Source organism: Dolichospermum heterosporum TAC447, from assembly GCF_024584745.1.
In the GTDB taxonomy this organism is placed as follows: domain Bacteria; phylum Cyanobacteriota; class Cyanobacteriia; order Cyanobacteriales; family Nostocaceae; genus Dolichospermum; species Dolichospermum heterosporum.
Genome location: NZ_CP099464.1, coordinates 4,829,037 through 4,850,568, shown reverse-complemented (window position 1 = coordinate 4,850,568; position 21,532 = coordinate 4,829,037). Strand labels below are relative to the sequence as shown.

The following is a 21,532-nucleotide window of genomic DNA, read 5'->3' as shown; positions in this document are numbered from 1 at the left end:
TGAAGGGATAGTCAAAATATAGGAAAATTTTGGCTAATCCCTTATTTTTTTTATGACTTCTTTCATTATTTATACTACTAATCTTGATCACTACAACTATCATCTTTAATACTGAATAGCTTAGACTGATAACTTCCCTCTCCTGAAAACGCTACACGAATACAAAAGGTATCGCTTTTTTTGAGCAATTCCACTATAGTAGTGAAAGGTTGTTTTCCTTTGCAAACAAGGTAGCAACATAACAACCAGATAATTCTTTACTTAGGGACTTCCAAGAAATAAATTATCCTGATTAACGAACCACAGAGGCGCAGAGGACACAGAGGAATAAGGGTTTGAGAGATTTTTGCGTTAGGTGGTTGAGTATTTTTTTATTTGGAAGTCCCTTAATCAACATAACTTTGAAATGGCTGTACGCGGACTGGATAATGTAATTGAAATTGCTCATCGGGTGTGGGGCATAGAACCACACCGCCATGTGCGTATCCCGTCAGCAAACAGCAATGAGCAACCTATACCTGTAGATGCTCTATGGACAGATTACGGTCTTCGTCCAAATTCTAATAACTTGTCCTTCATCGTTCAATCTGTTCATGAATCAGAAATAAACGCATGGAAACAGAGATTACGTTATTGGCCTGTTCGCGCAGGGTTGTTAGTCTCAGATGAAATTTATATACTTCAATATTACACTCCATCGGGCAAATTAGAAGAACGAATTGTAGATCGTGACTCTCTATATTTAGAACTAACTAGACCAGATAGCCACTTATTTAAACCAAAAGCACTGGCAGAATTTCGTACTGGTCAGCTAACATTAGCAGATATTGAAGAACCTGTTTCTGAACGGAGTTTTTCTTTTCTTCTGCGACAAAGAGCCGAATTAGATCAAGCATTTCAAACAGCAATTCAAGAGGTGCTTACAGAAATTGGTATTCCTAAAAGGAGAAATTCAAAAAGTAACATATCTTCTCGTAACGAAATAGCAGGTCATGGAATTCGTGTAGCGATCGCATTTTTAGCAGCAAGGATTTTAGAAGACAAAGGCTTTTTTGGGACTGACTCACGGATTCCTACCGATGATCCTCGTCTTTTACTTAATCTTACAGTACCTCATGCTAATGGTTTTTTTAAGAAAGCACTTGAAGAGTCAATACCTTATCTTAGCGACAGAATATTACAGCGTTTAGCAGCTAACTTAGGTAGTCGAGTTAGTTTTGCACTGGTAGATCATCGAGATGTGGGATTGCTGTATGAACGAGCTATCAAAGAATTACCCAGTTATATTGAAGGTGAACAATGGACTGATTTACAGCGACACTATACACCAATAGCGATCGCTGAAAAAATGCTGGAATTATTACCTTTAGAAAGATTACGTCCAGAAGAACGAATAATTTTTGATCCGGCTGCTGGTTCAGGTAGTTTGCTATTAGCTGCTACATCACGTCTAGCAGGGATGATTGATATTCCTGAAAACTTAGAAGCAAGAAAATCTTATCTTGCAAATCATGTAGTGGGTAATGATTTAGATCAATATGCGGATTTAGTAACACAATTACGATATACCCTAGCAAAAGAGTCATTAGGTCAAGATATTCCATTTCCTTTTCCTAATAACTTTACTCATGAAAATTATGAGTTATTAAATAAAGATAATTTATATATGAAGCCGCGTGTTATTGTTGCCAATCCTCCTTTTGAAAAAGATGGCAATATTGAACGAGCAGCAGAATTTGTAAAGATAGCACTAAGTTGGTTAGATAAAGGTTCTCAATTTGCTTTTATTCTGCCTCAGTCTTTCTTGATAGGTTCAATGTACGGTATACCAAATGTACGCAAATTATTTACAGAAAAATGCCAAATTTTTGATGTTTGGCAATGTCCAGAAGGTACTGTTGGTATTAATGCTAATCAAGATATATGTGTTGTTTTAGGAAGTGTAGGAAAACCCAAAATAAAAATACCAACAATTGCACGAGCAATTTTTACTAGAGCTAAAATCAATGATACTCGTGAGAATGGTTTTCTAGGTTCAACGTGGATTTCACAATTAGATTCAAATTATGAAAGTGAAAGTTGGAAATCAGTTACAGCACCATCTATTACTATAAATGTTCCAACCATACCATTAGGAAGTCTTTTCTTTGTTTTTAATGGGGTTAAACCTGGTAATCTTGGTAAAATCTATCCACCATTAAATAAATGTCCAGAGGGTATTAAATGTAAGCTTTACTGGCGTTTAACTTGGCATGATAAAAATCGGCTTTGGGCAGATCCAGAAAGCGTGGATAAAGATCAGCGTTACCTAAGATATGGTAGACAATATCTTAATGGATCTCGCATTGAAAATGAGCCTTTATTAGACTTACCTAAAGTTTTAGTGGGTAGCGATGTTAATCGCGGAACTTCAAATCCTCTAGCAGCCCATCTTGATACTATAGGTCTGTGTCCCAATAATCATATATTTTGTATATTTCCCATTAAAGAAGCAGGTAAACATGATAAAAAATACGATCTTTGTCAAGAATGGGAAGAATGGGAAGAATGGGAAGCATTAAGCTATGAAGAACAAAAATTATGGCTTTTGGGTATTCTGGCATCAAAAATAGCAGGTGAACTTTCTTTAAAAGGTAGAAGTTCAAGAGGTATTACTAGAGATTTATTGTATCAACTACCCCTACCTTTTTCGATTGACTATAGAATAATTGAAATTACTCGTCAAATAATTGAACGGGATCAACAACATCTGGAAATTCCTAAACCAGACGAATTACGCATAAAATTAAATGAAATCGTAGAAGAATCCTATGGAAATCCTCATTGGATAGAAATTAAACGAACTGGAGAACCACCAGAATTAGAATTATGGAAATCAGAACAAACAAAACCTACATTTACAGTGCGTGGTCAAGTTTTAGAAGTTTCTCAAGATAATAGTCAAATTCACTTGTATTTGAGTGGTTTATTAGATGACAATAGAGAAAACTGGTTGCCAGTTTTACCAGAAATGCCTGGTTGGGCGCTGGATGGTACAGTTTTTAAAGCTGAACTAAGTCAGGATGTCGAAACATTTGAAGAACTTGCCCAACGTCCTTGGGCTATCAGACAATTTCGCCATACTCCTCGTCCCTATCTAACTGACGATGAGCTAAAAGAAGAATTAGGGATAGAGGAGTAAAAGTAAATTTTATGACCTGTGAATTTGTTTTTTTACCAGTTGGCAATGCTGATAGCATAATTATCTATCCTGATGGTGGTTCAGCCGTTGTAATTGACCTGCATAAAATACCTTTACTTCGTAAATGGTTTCAAAATAGAAAAGAAACTAATATCAGCAGAATATATATTACTCATGAACATCGTGATCATTTTCCATCACTTGAAGATTTAGTTACTTTTTTAGACAACTGGTTAAAAAGTGGAAAAGTAGGAAGTATTTGTCTACCTTATCAGGTATATCAACAAGCGAAGAAAAAAGTTGCTGCTAACAGAGCCGCTAACAAACGTCTGGAAGATGCTTTAGATCAACTAGCACGTTGGGAAAAAAAGAGCATTATAACTTTTATAGAAGTTACTCGCGGATCAAATCCATATTCTCAAGATTCTTTAGAAATTCATGCTTTACATCCAGGGCTTTTATATGCTCAGGATCATTTAGCTAACACTGGTAGTAAGGATAATGAAATATCGGTTGTCTTGCGTGTTAATTATGGTGATTTTACAGCATTATTTTTAGCAGATATTGAAGGTGCAGGTTTAAAAGAGTGTGCAGATTTATCAATTGCAAACCCAAATGAATTTATTGCTAATCTTGTTAAAATTCCTCATCATGGAGCATGGCCTAAAAATAGTGATGACCTTCAGAAATTGCTCGAAACAATTAATGCAGAAATAGCAGTTTTATCTGTAGGTAGCACTAATAGATATGGTCATGTTATCCCAGAATTGTTTAACTTATTGATAAACCTACAAAATGATGATTCTAAGCGATTAAAAAAGTTTGCCTGTACAGAAGTTACTCGAACCTGTATTAAATCAGCAAGCGATATTTCAAAGATGAGTAAATCAGGTTTAGCAAAACAACAATTATGTGCAGGAGAAATTACCATTCTTGCAGAAACTTCTGGAAAATGGCAATTGAAAACAGAGACGGACCATGAAAATGTAATTTCTACATTAAAATACCCAGCGTGTAAAGGTTTTATTGATCAATACCTTGTCCATTTTTTGTAGGTCGGGTTAAGCGACAGCGCAACCCGACGCATTTGTTGGGTTATGGCTTCGCCACACTTCGTGAACGTACCTCAACCCAACCTACAAATCAAGACTTTTTTCGATTTGGACAAGGTATTGTTGATGTTGGTACATTATCTAAATAGTTATAAGAATTTTGAATAAAATTATCACTTTCTTTCCCCCAACACCAAAGTAGAATCTGCACTACGTCCAAACTCTTCTGGTGCATATTGAAGATGTACTTCCGCACCAGGCCAAATGAATGTTCCGGGAGTCACAGAACGAACTAAATAATGTAAACTGTAAACTCCTGGTTCGAGATGATCTGCATAGGAAATAATCCGATCTTTATAGATTGTTTTATATCCTAATTGCCAATTATCGGCTTTCGCTTGTAATGCTGGTGTCGCAGTTTGAAAACTATCATCTACAGCTTCAAAACCTGCGGGTAATGGGTCTTTTATGACTACATGATCTACAGGATGATCTGTAATTACTTCTAAACCAATATCAAATACTTGTCCAGATTGTAAGGTTAAAGGTTTATCAAAAGCATACATTCCAGTTTTTTGAATAGTTTTCTCTTCATTAACTTTACTAATTTCTCGCGTTACTCGTAAACCGTTAAATCTCCCTGGTTGATTTCCTTGTAAACGATATTTGTAAGCAACTAAATAATGCAATTTACCTCTTCCAGATTTTTGCAACCATAAATCACGTTTACCTTCAGGTAATTGATTCATGGGAATATTTATTTGCAAGCTAGGATTTTGATAACTATTAAAACTGGTTTCGCCTAATTTCTGATTTGCTAATTTTACCGTAGTCATAAAATTAGGTGGTGTGGGTTGGAGTTGGCTATATTCCACTAAAGCTGTGAGGGCTTGGGCGTTATTATAACTAGATTCCCATGTGCCATATCTGCGTAAATTTAGCAGACTTTGCAGTAATTTGTCAATGATTTCTGGGTTGGTTTTTTGATCAATAAATAACTGTAAAGCTTGGGCTTGGGTAACAGTATTTGAACTCATCCAACTCCAAGTTTTGGGTAAGTTTACAACTGCGGTACGTCCAGTTTCATAGATATTCTTTTGGAACTCCAACCGCATGATTTGGGCTTGATTTTGCCATTCAGGAAATTGATATAGATATCTGGCTAATTTGATTTGAGTAACTAGATCAAAATTATCACGTTGTTGATAAATATCTGATAAGAAACTATTGCGTTTATCGCCTAATTGTGCTAAGGCAATTAAAGAATTTAGTTGCAGTTGAGATTTACAAAGTTTCTGTTTACAAAAGTCGTATTGTCCAGGGTTAGCGAGAACATTTTGTAAATAAGTTCTCAGACTAGAGATAATTTTACTATCAACTACACCAGGAAAGTTTTGATTAGCTATAACTAAAGATTCTCCAGCATAAGCAGAAACCCAAGGATCTGATTTTTCTTGTCCTGGAAATGCTGCAAAACCACCATCTGCTATTTGCAGTTTTTGTAATTGTGCAATTGCTAATTTTGCTTGTTGTTGAGGATTAAATTCTGCAAATGTCTGATTATATTTTTGGGTGAGAGTTTGCAGATTTGCAGCAATTAATAATTGACTTGCGGCTGGTTCTGCAAATGGTAAATCATTATTTTCTAAAACTTGTTTTGCAGGGGCTTTAATTGCGGGAATTAAGGTACTGGCTAATTGAATATCTAAACCTCCGGCTTCGCGGAAAGTATTTTTAGCAATATTCAAGGGGATTTTTACCTGTCTTTCACTTACACCAGTTTCCACAACTTGTTCGGTAATTTCTAAAGGTTTAATTTCCAAGGGGACAGTAAAACCATCAGCAATATTATTTAATTGGGTGGTAAATGTAACTTTACTTTCGCCCACATTACCCACTACCATGGGAAAACGATAAGCTTGGGTTGCTGACTCGGCTTTTGCTTGTAATGTCGTGGTTTTGGGGTTATTTTCGGCGAAGTTGAGAAAACCGCTAAGTTCACCATTAATATTCAGATTTCCGGTGTTGGTGGTGGTGTTGGTGACGGATAAACCTGCCAAAATGCGATCGCCACTCCGGGCAAATTGTGGCAAAATAGCATTAGTTATTAATGGTTTTGTGGTGATAAATGTTGCGTCACCATTCCCAAACCGCAGATTTCCATCTGTAGCCACAACCATTATCCGCCAAGTTGTTAGATTATCGGGTAATTTAAAGGTGATTTTTGCTTTACCATTTTCATCACTAATCACCGAACCATTGTAATAAGCTAAAGCTTGAAAATCTTCACGAATCCGAGTATTTGCTAAACCATTGGATAAACCACCACCATAACCCCAACCTTTGGGTAAACCTGTAGCTAATGGTGCTAATTTAACATCACGACGATTATCGCTGAATCGGGTAGAAATTGGTTGTTCTGCATAAACAGTATCTACCAAATTTGGCGGACGATAACCAGTTAGTTGTAACACCGCTTCATTCACCACCATAACAGTAAATTGTCCTTTGGTGGGAGTTCCTTGACTATCTTTTAATTCCAGTTCTACATTTGCTTCTTTTCCCGGTTCTAAAGATTTTTCAACTGGGTTAACTTGTACCTTTAAATATTTATCTGTTAGGTTAACTTTAAAAGCTGCAAACCCAATTTTGGCTAAATTTTCTAAACTTCCCGGTTCTACTTGATTAAGTGGTTTACCTTGTCTGACTAATACCGCTTCTACTGCTGCATTAGGTAACATTTCCGGGGTAATTGTAAACTGAATTTGGGGCGCACCTCCTTTAATTTTAACTACTTGTTGATAGAGAGGTTTATCTTTAATCACTGCAAAATATAATTCTCCTTCTGGGTAGGGAGATTGAATTAAAGCTGTGGCTATGTCTCCAGGTTTAAACTCTTTTTTATTTAATTTAACCTCCAATTTATCTTTTTCTTCTCCACCCCAAAATACTTGATTTTCTCCTGTCACCCAAATTTGTAAATCTGTAGCTGTAAGTTCATCTCTATTATTACTGAAATTAGCACGAATCCGATATGAACCTGATACAGTAGGTTTTAAATTGACTGTTTGGGGGGTATTTCTAGATGTAATATCTGTTTTCCCAACTGTTTGATATTCAACTTGATTTTGTGGAGTTTTACTACCTTCAACAATTTTGGTAACGCTGCTATATTTTATCTGTTGTAATTCCAGATGTATTCGTTGATCTTCTAATGCTTTTCCAGTTGCGTCAGTAACAATAAACTCTACAGGAAAATCTTTACCAGCGTCAGCCACAAAATTCGTTTTTAAACCAATTATTCGGTTACTGGGTAAAGCGGTAAAACTTTGGGAATTAGCAACAGATAAATTAGAAATATCACTAATTTGCACATCTACCCGATAAGTCATGGGGTATGGTAAATCTTTAGCTACAGTTACAGTTTGACTACTTTTCCCATTCGTATCTAATTTAGTGCTAGTTTGCAAAACATCATTCGTCACATTGGGACTTTCTTCTGGCCAAAACCATTGTCTGCCAAAACTAAATTCTTCCCAACCTTTAGGGATAAAATTAGTCTGTTTACGAGTGACAAAATATTTAGCTTCTCCCCCTTCAACTGGTGAACCAAATAAATAATTACTTCCTACCTGCACATCAATTTTGTCATCAATTACTGCAAATTCTTGATTGAGTTTTAAATCAACTTTAAAATTTGGGGGTTTAAATTCTGCTACTCGAAACTCTCCCGAAATTTCTTGTCCCTTGTTACCTTTAGCTTTAATAGTATAAAATCCTAAAGGCTGATTTTTAGGAATCGGTAACTCTAAAGAAAATGTACTAAATTGGTTAGTTGTTTTTGTTCCTAAATCTGTATTTTGTCCATTAGGACTAACTAAAGTTAATTGATAAACGGAATTTTTATCTTCTTGAATTTTACCTTTTTCTAAATAATCTGCAAAAGCAGTAAAAGCAGCTTTTTCTCCGGGTTGATATAATTGTCTATCAGAAAAGATAATTCCTCGTGATTCTGGTTTATCAGCTTCCCAACCGGCATCAATTCCATAACCATAAGCACCACTATATTCTTCCGTTCTCGCAAATGCCCAATCTTGATTTTCACTGGCGATTACTAATAATTGTAGTCCGCTAGATTTTAATTTGGGATAACATTGTATTAATTGATTATTCTCAATTATCAAAATTCCCTTTTCATCAGTTTTTCCAGTTGCACAGGGTACAGGTTGAGGACGAGATTTTTCTGCTAATTTTGATTGATAAACTTCAATATTTACCGCTTTAACTGGTGAACCATCACTAAGATGATGAACCCGAATTAAACCCGATTCTGGAAACCATTGAGAAAAGACACCTAAATTAGTTAATTGTACCATGCCATAAGTTGTCGGTTCTTTCCACAATTGCTTACCGTCTTCTTGATATTTATGAGTTCGTGCTTGCACTCCATAAGCTAACATTCCCTGACGATTACCTAATTTTTCTTTCAGGGGAACATTGATAGTTAATGACTGATTTTGTTTACCCCTAATTTTGAAATCTTGCCATTTAGAAGGTTCGGGTAATAAATCATTAGCAGTATTTGTATAAACCAAATCTGTAGGCTTAACAATGCGATAAGCAGCTTGATATTTTGACTCTGGTAAATTAATGGTATCAATATTAATTTGCAAATCTTTATCTGTGGGAAAAATATTTAAATCTGATGGTACAGAAATATTTCCAGCAACATCACCAGTATCATATTTAATTGTTACTGGTTTACCTAAAGTTTGCCCAAATTTATCTTTAAGATTTCTCTCAATATTAATTGTATAGGTAGTAGATGGTTCTAAAGCATAGGGATTAATGCTGACAATTCTATCTTCTTCAGAAATTTGCAGTACAGTATCAATATTTTTAGGTGCTGGCTTAATTTTAATATTGTCCTTAACGGAATCTGCCAATAAAATGTTATTAAATTCTAACTGAGGACTACCTTTAGTAAATCTCCCATAAGTTCCCCCAGAATCTGGTTCTCCATAGGGTTTAATTCCCACAAATCCTAAAGGTGAATAAGTTGCTAACTTACTGACAAATTCTTTCTGACTGGGTAAATTACCATTCGCAGGAAGAATACCGGGAGAAAAATTCAAACGGTAAGAAGTAGCTTTCTCTAAATTTTGCCCAGGAATAAGATTATAAACCCAATTTCTGACTGAAGGGTCAAATTTTTCAAAAGGATCTAGACTTTCTGGTGTTTCTTCCTTCGCTAATTCCACCTTAAAACCCACACCTTGGGGAATACCTTCAGGAATTAACTGTAAATGCTTTTGGATAGAATCTAAATCTAATTCTAAATTAGAGGTAAATTGCAACTTTGGTTGTAAACCCATTGGTTCAACTACGGCTTTTTCAATCGGGTTAACTCCTGGTAAATTAGTAATTTGAATGGATTCAGTATTAAAAGTCCAAGCCAAATCTTGACTTAACCGATGATTTTTTAAATCTGCTAAACCCGCTTTAAGAGTAACCTTAACTCGCGTTGCTTTCGGTATAGCTTTATCAGCTTGAAAACCCACCATGCGCGGAGTTAAAAAGCGAAATTGTCCCGGTAAAGGAGGCCAAATTGCAAATTTAGTTAATAAACTTTGCTGTTGGGGACTATCAAGACTTTCAACAGGAATTAAAGCTTCCTGAAAGCGAATCCGAATTTGACTGGTAGGTTTTGCATCTCCTAAAGGACTGATTTGTTCTATCCAATCTGGTAACTTTGGCGTAATTAATGACTCAACAGGTGGTAACTTTTCCTTACCTGGTTGAATAGTCATAAAATTACAACCAGTCATTCCGAATACGAGAGTGACAATAAACAGGAACTTAAAGATTTTTCCAATCATCATATTAAATAAATGCAAAAAATATCAACAGCAATTAGCTACAGTGAATAAACCAATCCTAAATAAAATGTAAACAACTCTCCTCCTCCGTGTTCTCTGTGCCTCCGTGGTTCGATTAAAAAACAGGAATGATATATAGATAACTAATGTAACGTAACTATTTCCCAAAAAGCATACAATTCTTAACATTATTATGAATTTACTAACTCATTTCCTCAAAACTCTTACTCTGTGCGTCTTAGCGTCTCTGCGTGAGATAAAATCATATAAATTGCAGATAAAGCGAAACTACAAACTGAATAAAATTATTGTCCCTTGCATTGTAATCTGTTTATTAATCCGATTATGTCCTTATTTTGCCCCTATTCGTAGTCTAAATATTGCCCAGCATCAATTAGCCATAGAGTTTACAGATCGTAACAATTTACCATTAGGAACTATATTAACCAGTGATCAAGAAAATACCTCAGTTGTCAAATTAAATCAAGTTTCACCACAATTCATCAAAGCAATATTAGCCGCCGAAGATGCTCATTTTTATCAACATGGGGCATTAGATTTAAAAGCAATTTTTCGAGCGATAAAAATAGCAATTGAGAATAAAAAAATTGTTTCTGGTGCTTCCACAATTACCATGCAATTGGCGAGAATGTTGGATAATTCACCGCGAACAATGACTGCAAAATTAAAAGAAGTTTGGTTATCTTGGCGATTGGCTGCGGGGATGACAAAAGATGAAATTCTTGCTGCTTATATTAATCGTTTACCTATGGGGGGAAATATTTATGGTGTAGAAGCTGCGGCGCAAATTTACTTTTCTATTCCTGCTAGTGATTTAAACTTAGCCCAAGCTTCTATTTTAGCAGCAATTCCTAATAATCCCACTTATTTTAATCCTTATCAACATCGAGAAAGATTACAGCAAAGACAGAAATATGTTTTAAATAGAATGGTACAGGAAAAATATATTTCTGATGCAGACGCGCAACTTATATATAAAGAAAAAATAATATTTCAACCCCGTCAACAGGGAATTATTGCTGCACCACATTTTCTATTTTGGTTAGCCAAACAAAACAATACACCTAATCAGGAATCATCACCTATTCGCACGACAATAAATCGCCCTTTACAGCAATTTGTGGAAGCACAAGTACAACAAGTAATTTCCTCTTTAAAGGCTAATAATGTCCATGATGCAGCAGTGGTGATAATTGACAACTCCTCTGGAGAGGTTTTAAGCTATGTTGGTTCGCCTGATTATTTTAATGATGTGAAATTAGGACGAAATGATGGAGTACAAGCTTTACGTCAACCTGGTTCTACATTAAAGCCATTTGTGTATGAATTAGCTTTAGAAAAAGGAGTAATTAATCCTCATACGATTTTGCCAGATGTACCTGCCCATTATGCAATTCCGGGAGCGAAATTATATAGTCCCACAGATTATACTAACAGCTTTCTCGGTCCGGTGAGAGTGAGAGTTGCTTTAGCAAATTCTTTAAATGTACCTGCGGTAAAGGTATTAGAAAAAGTGGGTGTTGAAACTTTTTTAAATCGCTTACATGAGTTGGGTTTTGCCCATTTAAATCAAGATGCTGAATATTACGGTTTGGGGTTAACTTTGGGTAGCGGTGAGGTGAACTTGTGGGAACTAGCTAGGGCTTATTTAACTATGGCTAATATGGGGAAAATAACACCATTAGTAACTACATTAAACAGTTCCCCAAATTCAAATTCTCAATTTTTAGTTTCCAATTATTGGCAATTAATTATTGATATGTTAAGCGATCGCTATGCCCGATCCACAGCTTTTGGTGTAGACTCAGTGTTAAATTTGCCCTTTCCCGTCGCTGTCAAAACTGGTACATCTTCAAATTATCGTGATACCTGGACAGTTGGCTTTAGTAGTGATTATACTGTGGCTACCTGGGTGGGTAATTTCAACGGTGAACCCATGCGTCAGGTTTCCGGTGTCACAGGGGCTGCACCTTTGTGGAACAGAATCATGTTACATCTGCATGAACATCAAACACCCGCTAATTTTCCATCGCCAGAGGGCATGGTAAAATTACCAATTTGTGCCATTACAGGGCTAAAACCTACACCTAGCTGTACTTCCGTAGTTCAAGAATATTTCTCTGTAAAAGATAAAATTGCATATCAAAAATCTACGGATTTTCATTTATCACCTGTGTATGATCAATGGTTAGCAAAACAGCCACAATTGCATTTTAATCCTGATAATTTCCGAATTATCTCTCCTCGTAATGGGGATTTATTTCTGCTGTATCCATCTGGAGAGGGACAGCAAAAAATAGAATTTAAAGCTAGTGGAACATTAAATCAGTCCATAGACTGGTGGCTAAATGATCAACATTTATCTACACAATCAACAAATGCGATATTTTGGCATTTACGCCCCGGTAATTGGAAGCTAGAAGCCAGAACTGGTAAGATGCGTGACCAAATAAACTTTCAAGTAAAGTTAGGAAATATCCAACCGAGAAAACAAGGTTTTTCTGTAGCAGATCCTACTAAATTATAGGAGTTATGGATTGATAAAATTTTAATAATAAATTCAATCTTTTATCCGGAATTTGATCAATCAAATTCGATAATGTAAATATAGTTGAAACTTTTAAGCAAGTGAAAATAGCCATGAAGAATACACAAGAAACCAAGTCTGCTAAAAAGAAACAGTCGTTTCCTCCTGTTGATATTGGGACTCCTAAAGTACCAGTCCGCAAAACTAAAGCGAAAAATCAACAGTCTGAATCACTCAGCGACTGGGAACACGCAAGTTAATTTATGAACTGCTTTTCTTTCCCTGCATCTGTCTAAACTATGATTTGTAGTGATGTTGGTGATAATGATGATTGGCGTTGCTGATTAAGGGTATGAATTTTAGTCTCACGCAAAGGCGCAAAGACGCAAAGGTAAGATTTTTAAAGGTTCAATTTGGAAATTTCATACCTCGATTCAGCAACGCCTGATGATTTAATATGGTGATCATTGAATCAAAGTAATCAAAATAATTATAGTTTAGACAATAATCAAGTAAGGTAGGGTAAGTTAGGGTCAAGAAAAGATGATCAATGAAAAGTATAAATACTCAGAACTGACATCCAAAATCATTGGATGTTCTATGACTGTGCATAAAACATTGGGTAATGGTTTTCAAGAAGTAATTTATCAAAGAGCATTGGTAATTGAAATGCAATTGGCGGGTATTTCTTTTGCAAGAGAATTTGAAATGCCAATTTTTTACAAAAAAGAACAAATAGGAACACGACGAGTAGATTTTTTGGTCGAAGGTGTTATTTCAGTTGAAATAAAAGCAGTAACTAAATTAGAAGACGTTCATTTTGCACAAGCAATTAACTACTTAGAAGCATATAATCTTGAGATTGGGTTACTAATCAATTTCGGTGAAACTAGTTTGAACTTTAAAAGACTTACTAATAAGAAATATAAAACGTCTGAACTATGATTCCTATGATTTGGATGATTCTTGTGATTTGGATGATTCTTGTGATTTGGATGATTTAGAGTCACACTTGTAAAAATCACATTCAATTGCATCATACAACTTCATCACATAAATCACATAAATCAAAAAAATCATAGTTTAGACTATGTTACAATTTTGAAAATGTTAGAAAATCAGGGTTATAAAAATGCAAAGTGGCGACCAAAATCTGATTATTTTGATGATTTACATACTGACTGTCTATTGGACACTTAATCGCATGATTGAATCTATAGACAATATAGTAAAAGTTGATTTCCAAACTGGTGCTGTTGATGATCAATTAAAAGAACAAAATCTCCAAGACACCGTAGGTATTTCCTTCAAAACAGGTAATTATGGTTTAGATAAAGTAGAAACTGATCTCAAAGAGTTATCAATGAGTATTGAAAATAAATCAGATAGCATTGCCGTATATGTTGATTGGGATAATAGTTCTTTCGTGGTTGAACATACCAAACAGTCCCGGCGAGTGATTCGCAAATCTCCTGACTTAACCCGCGATTTAGCTATACCCCAAGTCCCGACAATCATTGCTCCTAAAAAGACAATTTCTGAAAATGTCACCGCAGAAGATGTATTTCAAAGAGATAAAGAATCAGGAATATATCAACCAGCTTCTCCCTTAATTAATATTGCTGCCATCAAGAAGAATGATAAACAAAAGAAGTTATACAAAGACTTTATAGATGGCAAAAAAAATTTGGAATTTTCATTACAACTTGTGCTGCGGATTTCCGAAATGAGAGTCGGTATTGCGCCAGGAATAAATGTTCCTCCAGTGTCAATTATTAATTGTCCTTTTACTATTAAAAAGCTCCCTTGGACTTACGCGCTACCCTGGAATAAGAAAAAGTGATTTTCAGGTAGTAGTACAGAGTATGCAATCAAATGTAAAATAGAGAAAGAAGAGAGTAGGCGTAGGCAGTTGCAGATTAGTCATTAAGACTGGTTTGAGGAAAGTCCGGGCTTCCGAAAGACCAGACTTGCTGGATAACGTCCAGTGCGAGCGATCGTGAGGATAGTGCCACAGAAAGATACCGCCAGTCAATTTATTGGTTGGTAAGGGTGCAAAGGTGCGGTAAGAGCGCACCAGCAGCGTCGAGAGGCGTTGGCTCGGTAAACCCCAGTTGGAAGCAAGGCCGGAGGAACTACGGTTGGTCTTTTACCAGTTCCGCTTGAAAAGAGCCGCTAGAGGTGTTTGGTAACAAACATCCCAGATAGATAACTGCCCTCGCAAGAGAACAGAACCCGGCTTACTACCGACTCTCTTTGAAAACGAATTATGGATTTTTTATTTTCCATAGTTCGTTTTTTCGCCTGAAGCGATCGCTCTGTCAGTAACCCAGCCCTAAAGGGACTGGGCTTGCAAGATTAATCAAGCAAGCCGTGCTGACCAGACCACCCTGAGTTTGCTCTCATGGTAGCCGTTATTTGAGTCACGACACCCCGGAATGCGTTGCTAGTTCCCTGCTCTGTCATTTGCAATTAAACAGTTTTAAGGTCACTGAAACAGTGTTGCAAGTCTAAAAAGCTCTTATAACTGGTCGTTCGCGCCAGCGTGCCGGAGGCATCAGCTAACATTACCCCAGAAATGGGAGGCACATCGCGTGCAAAACATTATGCGTACAGAGTTGGAGAATTTGAATCGGTAATTGTCCCGTTGAAAGTACATTACAAAAGTACCCCAAATTTCCCAACTCCAAGGCGGTAATGAAAAAATATTCAAAGCGGTTAAAACCGCTCGTGCCGTTTCCCTCTCAGGGCTAAAGCCGCTGAGTTTCCCACTTACCGGGTATTCTTATGATAATTAAGTATAGATAACCTGGATATGCTCACGCAATTTATCAAGTTTGAATTATCAAAAAGCGTGAAAAAACTATAATGGTAAACAAGCAATAAAACGGATTTTCGCTTTATGAATTTCAACATAGATTTAAAAGAGCTTGCCCGTAGAGAAAGTGAACAAGTAGAATGGAAAGAAAATGGAGATGATATTAAGATTGCCGAAGGCATAGTAAAAACTATTTCTGCATTTGCCAACGACATTGCCAATGTTGGTGGGGGATATGTTGTTTGTGGAGCAAAAGAGATAAAGGACGAGCATGGTTTTCCCAAAATTCAATATACAGGTCTTAGTGCTAATAAATTAAAAGAAGTTGAACTTAAGGTAACTAAATATTGTCAGAATTATGTTGATCCTGCCATAATACCTCGTATTGTGGAAATCGAAAACCCAGAAAATAACAGCACCAGAATTTTAGTATTTGTAGTTTTACGGACTCGTCATGCCCATATATATAGAGACGGAGAAACTTCTAAATATTATGTTCGTATCAGCCGAGAAACTAAAGAAGCCAAAAATGGTGTTTTGAGGCAGTTATTAACAGAAAAACAAGAAATAGAGTATTTTGATAAACGGACAAATACTCGTGCTACAGAAGCAGATATTGATATACTTGTATTTAGAGATAGTATGCAGGAAATGGGGTTACTTTTTCCTGAAAAATCATTAGAAGATTATTTTTCTGATAGAGAACAAATAGCAGAATTGGTTTCTCCATTGTTTGTACGCACAGATTTAGATCGTATATTACGTCCTAGAAATTTTACCTTATTGATGTTTGGGAAAAAAACAAGTATTACATCCAATTTCCCAGAAGCATATACTATTTTATCAATATATAAAGGGACAGATCGTAGTGAACAAACAGCAGAACGTTACATTTTAACCGGAACAATTGTTGAGCAAGCTAAAAAATCAATAGAATTATTAAATACTCAAGCCTATACTGCATTTGATAAAACAAGTAGCAAACCAAATCAGGTTAAGTATCCCATGCGTGCTTTACAAGAAGCAGTAATTAATGCTATTGTTCACCGTGATTATGAAGTACCTGAACCAATCAGAATCACAGTATTTGCAGATAGAGTAGAAATTAGATCTCCAGGAACTTTACATTGGGGAGTTGATAAAGATAAATTTACGCAAGGAAAAGCCAGTCCTAAATGGAGAAATCAAAGCTTTGCTTATTTATTTAATAAACTTCAATTAGCTCAATCAGAAGGTCAGGGTATCCCCACAATTATTCGGACAATGAGAGAACAAGGATGTCCCGAACCAATCTTTGAAATTGAACCAGAAAGTCTAACTTGTATTCTTCCCGCACACCCAAGACATCAAATTATTAGGGAATTGCAAGAAATTCAAGACAAAGTTATTTTACAGAAGTATCAAGAGGCTAAAACTCAAGTTTTAACACTCTTAGAAAAGGATTTGTACAATTTTAGGTCACTAGATTTGTATTGTGAAGTTATCGCTAAATTAAAACTTCCCCATGAACTTTATAATTTTCTAGAAACCAAGAAATTAGATTTTTCTTTAGTTAATCCCAGTACCCTCATCAATATTGCTGAGATTCTTGCTTTTGATAAAGATAATCTTCCTTATCAAAATATGGCAAATAGAGCCTTATCTGTAGCTATGTCTGGTAAAATAGAAGAAGGTCAAATTGTAAAAGCTGTCGTCAATCTTAAAAAGATAGGTGAACCAGATGATGTGATAGAATTTGTGGGTGAATCTATGTTAAAATACCCTAATCTTGCTCATAATTCTACACTTTTAGAAAAACGGGCAACCGCTAGAATGGATAAAGCAAAAAAATGTATAACCGCAATTAAAGATCGGAAAAGCAATACAACAACAAAAAAAAGAGCTTCGGTACTGTGCGAACAATTATTAGAAGCAGCCCAAAGAGATTTGAATTTGGCACTAGAAAATGTAGAAAATCCCCATGAGAAAAATTTTATTGAAAAGGATTTTAATTTCTTAAACGAATTGAAACAGACTTATAAAAAAACATCAACCAAGTAAAAATATACTATTACTATGCCATTAAGCTGGAACGAAATTAAAAGCCGAGCGATTGCATTTTCTGAAGAATGGGAAGATGAAACCTCAGAAGATGCAGAAGCTAAATCATTTTGGGATGGGTTTTTTCATGTTTTTGGTATTTCTCGGCGACGGGTGGCAACATTTGAACAATCTGTCAAAAAAGCTGATAATAAACAAGGTTTTATTGATTTACTCTGGAAGGGTGTAATTTTAGTAGAACATAAATCTAGGGGGAAAAGTCTCGATAAAGCTATGCAGCAAGCCAAAGATTATTTCCCGAGTAATGAAGCTAAAGGTAATGCTGCTGTACATTGTGTAATTATTGGTTTTGGTTTACAGGATATTGAAAATAAGAGAGTTTTTGATTATGTAAATATTAAGGGTGAACCAACAGAGAGGAAAGTTAAAAATATTAATCCGTATTTAGCAGAAGGAAACGATTTAATAATTTTAAAAAGAAATCAGCCTATTGGTAATATACCAGAAATGCTTAAAAGTAGCCAACCTACAGATGGAGGAAACCTTTTAATGACTGATGAAGAAAAGATAGAATATGTTATTCAAGAACCATCTGGAGAAAAATTTATTAAACCATTTATTTCTGCTGATGAATTTCTTAATGGTAAAAAACGTTGGTGTTTTTGGCTTAAATATTAAGGGTTAATATCGTCCCAAAGCTCTGAAACTGGGAAAGTTTGCCCTGCTGCTACCTGTGCTATGGACTCTTGCAAATCAGCTAATATTTGGGCTTTTGGTTCTTGTTCATCAATCCAAGCTAAACCACTGACATGATCAGAGTTGACAGAGTTTATAAGCTGTTGCCACAGTTCTAACGGTACGAGTACATCAGTTGTTTTTCCATCTACATTGGTGACATAACGAACCTGATTTTCAATGTGTGTATTGATCATCAATTTATTTATCCTGTTGATATTTTTTGATATTTTTATTGTAGTGTAACTAATGCTAACTGCAAGACTAGCGATCGCCAATTTCACATTCCCCGCATAGTTCAACTTTCGAGAATATTGACACTGTAAGTTTTTGCACAAAAAACAACTTTTATTTATACCCTATAATTTAATGCTAAGTTAAGAGTTATTAGCCCTTTTTTCCCAACTTACTCAATGTCCCGCGTTTATCCCCGCCGTCAACGGCAGCTTGAAAGTTTAGTCCAAAAGTTAGGTTTGTCACTAAATGCACCTATTAAATGGGAATTGTTAGATTTAGCACTCACTCATCCCACGGTTTCTGATACTGCCAATTATGAACAGCTAGAGTTTGTTGGCGATGCAGTGGTACGCCTAGTGGCTGCCGTGGTATTATGGGAACATTATGCTGATTGTTCAGTCGGTGATTTTGCGGCTATTCGTTCGGTCTTGGTGAGCGATCGCATTCTTTCCCAACTAGCAAGAGAATATGGTTTAGAATTATATTTACTAGTAGCTGGTAGTGCCACCGCTGATCATGTTGGTCAAGAATCACGATTAGCAGACTCCTTTGAAGCCGTTCTAGGGGCGCTGTACCTGAGTACCAACAACCTTAACCTGATTCGTCCTTGGTTAGATCCCCATTTCCAGCAACTAACCACAGAAATCCGTCTTGACCCTGCTAGACTCAATTATAAAGCAGCCTTACAAGAATGGACTCAAGCACAATTTAAGGTTCTTCCAGAATATCGAGTTTTAGAAATCAGTCAACCCCACCACAATCATGAACGCTTCTTTGCTGAAGTTTGGCTATATGAAAAAATGCTAGGACAAGGTAAAGGGCGTTCTATTAAAGCCGCTGAACAAGCCGCTGCCAAAGTTGCCTATTTAGCAATTAGCACTCCACCAAAGGATGAGTAATAATATACTTAAGAGGGTAGTAACTTGCGTTTTTACATTCATATAAGTAGGTGAACACAATAAAACCAATCTGTGTAAAGAAAAGTAAAATCGCCCAAACCCTCTTCACTCTTGCCTCTTGCCTTTTGCCTTGCCATAACGACAATTTTCAACGTCAACCTACTTACACAAAATTCTCCAATTTATACCAAATTTTAGGATTACTCTTTTTTGGTGATCATAGTCACTGATGTTTCTTGATTAAAAATTTAAGATTAGGTAGTAAAAATTTATATCTGCCTCATGTTTAGCTCTCAGTAAAGTCCTGTATTATGTAGTAAAATGTTCTCAGCAGCATTAGACTAACCTGTACAGATTAAAAAATAATTCTAAAACCGTGTTTATACTGTTAATATTTATAATAAAACGTATAAAAAATATACTTATTCCAGGTTGTAGGTAATGAAAAGTGAGAAACAGAATTGATATTAACTCAGACAAAACATTTCCCCAAGAACATTCGGCGAAACTAATTGACCGAAAATTAGACTATGCTCACCATTATCATGACTGTTACCATGAAGAACAGTTAATCTATCAACACTTAGTAAACCTAGTGCGAAAAGAATCTCCCAACCAAATATTGGACAGATTCCGGGCATTATTTATTGAAAGAGCGAATTATCCTGAACCAGAAATTATCTCAATTTTAGACAAAATTACCGCATCTAAGAACGCATCTGAAGAATTTCAGTTTTTCCTGAATCGGTGTTGCCATATTCTCATCAACTACTGGCACATGAACCCCCTGATACATAGTGCAATTGCAGATTTGATAAGTTTATTTAATGCTATACCTCCTACTTATAAAATTAACAATTTACGTTGCCGCGAAATCACTCGTTTACGGGAATTAATCAAACAGTTTGTCAGCAGCGAACAGTATTTAATTTTACAGAGATTTACTCAAGTAGTAAATGAGACTCATCCTGTAACTAAGAGGCAAGATAATCAGCCACTGATGACCTTAATTCGTCGTTATCCTTATCTGTATGAACATTGTTTAATGAACGACAACTCTACTATTGAACAAAAAGAAACTGTTAGACATTTTCAATCACAGGTACAAAAAAAATTTGAAATTGATTTATCACAATATGTAACTTATAAAGTGCGGCGAATTCAGATGTTGAAAAACACCTCAACTGCCGAAGCCGATAGAATCTTGCGCCCTATAGATAATCCTACATTGTTAACTGACAGTGAGTTATACACCACATTAAAACATTTTATTGGTAAAGTTGAACATGGGAATACATATCATGAATCTGCCCAACAGTTCATAAAATATGGCGGACAAGCGAAAAATTTTCGTAATTTTAAAGATGATTTATATGAATATTTGATATCTTCTGTGGACAAGCAATACGGAAAAAAACAATTCAACCAAAAACTATATAAATATTTACAAGATATTTTACCTCAAGCCAATGAGCAAAAAATTAATGATTTGTTATTGGTAAGAACTTGCAGTAATTTATTAAACTTTTTAGTTGTTAATAACCAATCATCACCACAGCACTTTGTTTTTTTAGATTTAATTAGTAATCAAGGAACAGTCCCGACAATGGGCTTATTATTAAAAATTGTCCTCATTTGTGGAAAAGTTAAACCATATTTAGAAAGGAAATTTGCAATTTTGTTTAATCACTATGAATCTTCCACCACTGATACTGTTGGCTGGTTAGTGGGAACTTTGGAACAATTGAATATTGCTTTTAGTATTAATTTTGGTGGGATTGACTTATCATTCTTTAAGAGATTTTGTTAAAAATAAATCTCTTGAAAAGTTGAGAGATAAGTAGGTGAACACAATAAAACCAAACTGTGTAAAGAAACGTAAAATCGCCTAAACCCTCTTCACTCTTGCTCTTGCCTCTTCACTCTTGCCTCTTGCCATAACGACAATTTTCAACACCAACCTACTTAGTACAATATAGCGGTTCTCAGTTGAGTGAGATACAAGAACCCCACCCCCAACCCCCTCTCCGCAAGCGAGGAGGGGGCTAGGATGTATCTGATTCAATTGCATACCACTATAGCAGGAATTTAAGGGACTTCCAATTAAAAAAATCCCCAAAAGTTTCTTGTGGTGCGGGACGAA

12 protein-coding genes and 1 other RNA gene are annotated in these 21,532 nt (G+C 35.7%); 11 read left to right on the top strand and 2 right to left on the bottom strand.

The features are described from left to right. Positions 1-406 precede the first annotated feature (406 nt). Entirely contained in the window at positions 407-3,181 is a 2,775-nt protein-coding gene (locus tag NG743_RS22000) for an N-6 DNA methylase (protein ID WP_257120893.1), read from the top strand. 11 nt (positions 3,182-3,192) lie between these two features. Then, the gene (locus NG743_RS21995; protein ID WP_257120892.1) at positions 3,193-4,236 is read left to right on the top strand and encodes a ComEC/Rec2 family competence protein; all 1,044 of its coding nucleotides are present in this window, start codon (positions 3,193-3,195) and stop codon (positions 4,234-4,236) included. Between the two features lie 170 nt (positions 4,237-4,406). On the opposite strand, the gene NG743_RS21990 is transcribed toward NG743_RS21995, so the two are convergent. Further along, positions 4,407-10,115 (bottom strand): alpha-2-macroglobulin family protein, encoded by a 5,709-nt coding sequence (locus tag NG743_RS21990; protein ID WP_257120891.1) that lies wholly within the window; start codon positions 10,113-10,115, stop codon positions 4,407-4,409. Positions 10,116-10,305: 190 nt separating this feature from the next. On the opposite strand from NG743_RS21990, the gene pbpC reads away from it, so the two are divergent. The 7 genes from pbpC (at position 10,306) to NG743_RS21955 (ending at position 18,196) form a co-directional block, all read left to right on the top strand. Further along, the gene (pbpC, locus tag NG743_RS21985; RefSeq protein WP_027401812.1) at positions 10,306-12,660 is read left to right on the top strand and encodes a penicillin-binding protein 1C; all 2,355 of its coding nucleotides are present in this window, start codon (positions 10,306-10,308) and stop codon (positions 12,658-12,660) included. A 113-nt stretch (positions 12,661-12,773) separates the two neighbouring features. Continuing rightward, entirely contained in the window at positions 12,774-12,920 is a 147-nt protein-coding gene (locus NG743_RS21980; protein ID WP_172891219.1) for a hypothetical protein, read from the top strand. A 283-nt stretch (positions 12,921-13,203) separates the two neighbouring features. Next, entirely contained in the window at positions 13,204-13,605 is a 402-nt protein-coding gene (locus tag NG743_RS21975; protein WP_027401813.1) for a GxxExxY protein, read from the top strand. Between the two features lie 187 nt (positions 13,606-13,792). Beyond that, complete coding sequence (locus NG743_RS21970; protein ID WP_027401814.1) at positions 13,793-14,503, top strand: hypothetical protein; 711 nt, start codon at positions 13,793-13,795, stop codon at positions 14,501-14,503. 52 nt (positions 14,504-14,555) lie between these two features. Further along, positions 14,556-14,918: RNase P RNA component class A (gene rnpB / locus NG743_RS21965), an RNA gene on the top strand. 644 nt (positions 14,919-15,562) lie between these two features. Further along, positions 15,563-17,518, top strand: a complete 1,956-nt coding sequence (locus NG743_RS21960) for an ATP-binding protein (RefSeq protein WP_027401815.1) — start codon at positions 15,563-15,565, stop codon at positions 17,516-17,518. 15 nt (positions 17,519-17,533) lie between these two features. Beyond that, complete coding sequence (locus NG743_RS21955; protein ID WP_257120890.1) at positions 17,534-18,196, top strand: type IIL restriction-modification enzyme MmeI; 663 nt, start codon at positions 17,534-17,536, stop codon at positions 18,194-18,196. Here the strand turns inward: NG743_RS21955 and NG743_RS21950 are convergent. Continuing rightward, positions 18,193-18,450: a hypothetical protein gene (locus NG743_RS21950; protein ID WP_027401817.1), complete on the bottom strand. Its 258-nt coding sequence runs from the start codon at positions 18,448-18,450 to the stop codon at positions 18,193-18,195. The genes NG743_RS21955 and NG743_RS21950 overlap by 4 nt on opposite strands. Before the next feature lie 216 nt (positions 18,451-18,666). On the opposite strand from NG743_RS21950, the gene rnc reads away from it, so the two are divergent. Next, entirely contained in the window at positions 18,667-19,389 is a 723-nt protein-coding gene (gene rnc / locus NG743_RS21945) for a ribonuclease III (protein WP_257120889.1), read from the top strand. A 448-nt stretch (positions 19,390-19,837) separates the two neighbouring features. Further along, on the top strand, positions 19,838-21,199 hold the full coding sequence (locus tag NG743_RS21940) for a Sll1247 family protein (protein ID WP_027401819.1): 1,362 nt from the start codon (positions 19,838-19,840) through the stop codon (positions 21,197-21,199). The last annotated feature ends 333 nt before the right edge of the window (positions 21,200-21,532 follow it).

Excerpts from the sequence above, each read along its gene's own strand:
- NG743_RS22000 (WP_257120893.1), top strand. The coding sequence starts at position 407 with ATGGCTGTACGCGGACTGGATAATGTAATTGAAATTGCTCATCGGGTG.
- NG743_RS21980 (WP_172891219.1), top strand. The coding sequence starts at position 12,774 with ATGAAGAATACACAAGAAACCAAGTCTGCTAAAAAGAAACAGTCGTTT.
- rnc (WP_257120889.1), top strand. The coding sequence starts at position 18,667 with ATGTCCCGCGTTTATCCCCGCCGTCAACGGCAGCTTGAAAGTTTAGTC.
- NG743_RS21970 (WP_027401814.1), top strand. The coding sequence starts at position 13,793 with ATGCAAAGTGGCGACCAAAATCTGATTATTTTGATGATTTACATACTG.
- NG743_RS21990 (WP_257120891.1), bottom strand. The coding sequence starts at position 10,115 with ATGATGATTGGAAAAATCTTTAAGTTCCTGTTTATTGTCACTCTCGTA.
- NG743_RS21955 (WP_257120890.1), top strand. The coding sequence starts at position 17,534 with ATGCCATTAAGCTGGAACGAAATTAAAAGCCGAGCGATTGCATTTTCT.
- NG743_RS21975 (WP_027401813.1), top strand. The coding sequence starts at position 13,204 with ATGATCAATGAAAAGTATAAATACTCAGAACTGACATCCAAAATCATT.
- pbpC (WP_027401812.1), top strand. The coding sequence starts at position 10,306 with ATGAATTTACTAACTCATTTCCTCAAAACTCTTACTCTGTGCGTCTTA.
- NG743_RS21995 (WP_257120892.1), top strand. The coding sequence starts at position 3,193 with ATGACCTGTGAATTTGTTTTTTTACCAGTTGGCAATGCTGATAGCATA.
- NG743_RS21950 (WP_027401817.1), bottom strand. The coding sequence starts at position 18,450 with ATGATCAATACACACATTGAAAATCAGGTTCGTTATGTCACCAATGTA.
- NG743_RS21960 (WP_027401815.1), top strand. The coding sequence starts at position 15,563 with ATGAATTTCAACATAGATTTAAAAGAGCTTGCCCGTAGAGAAAGTGAA.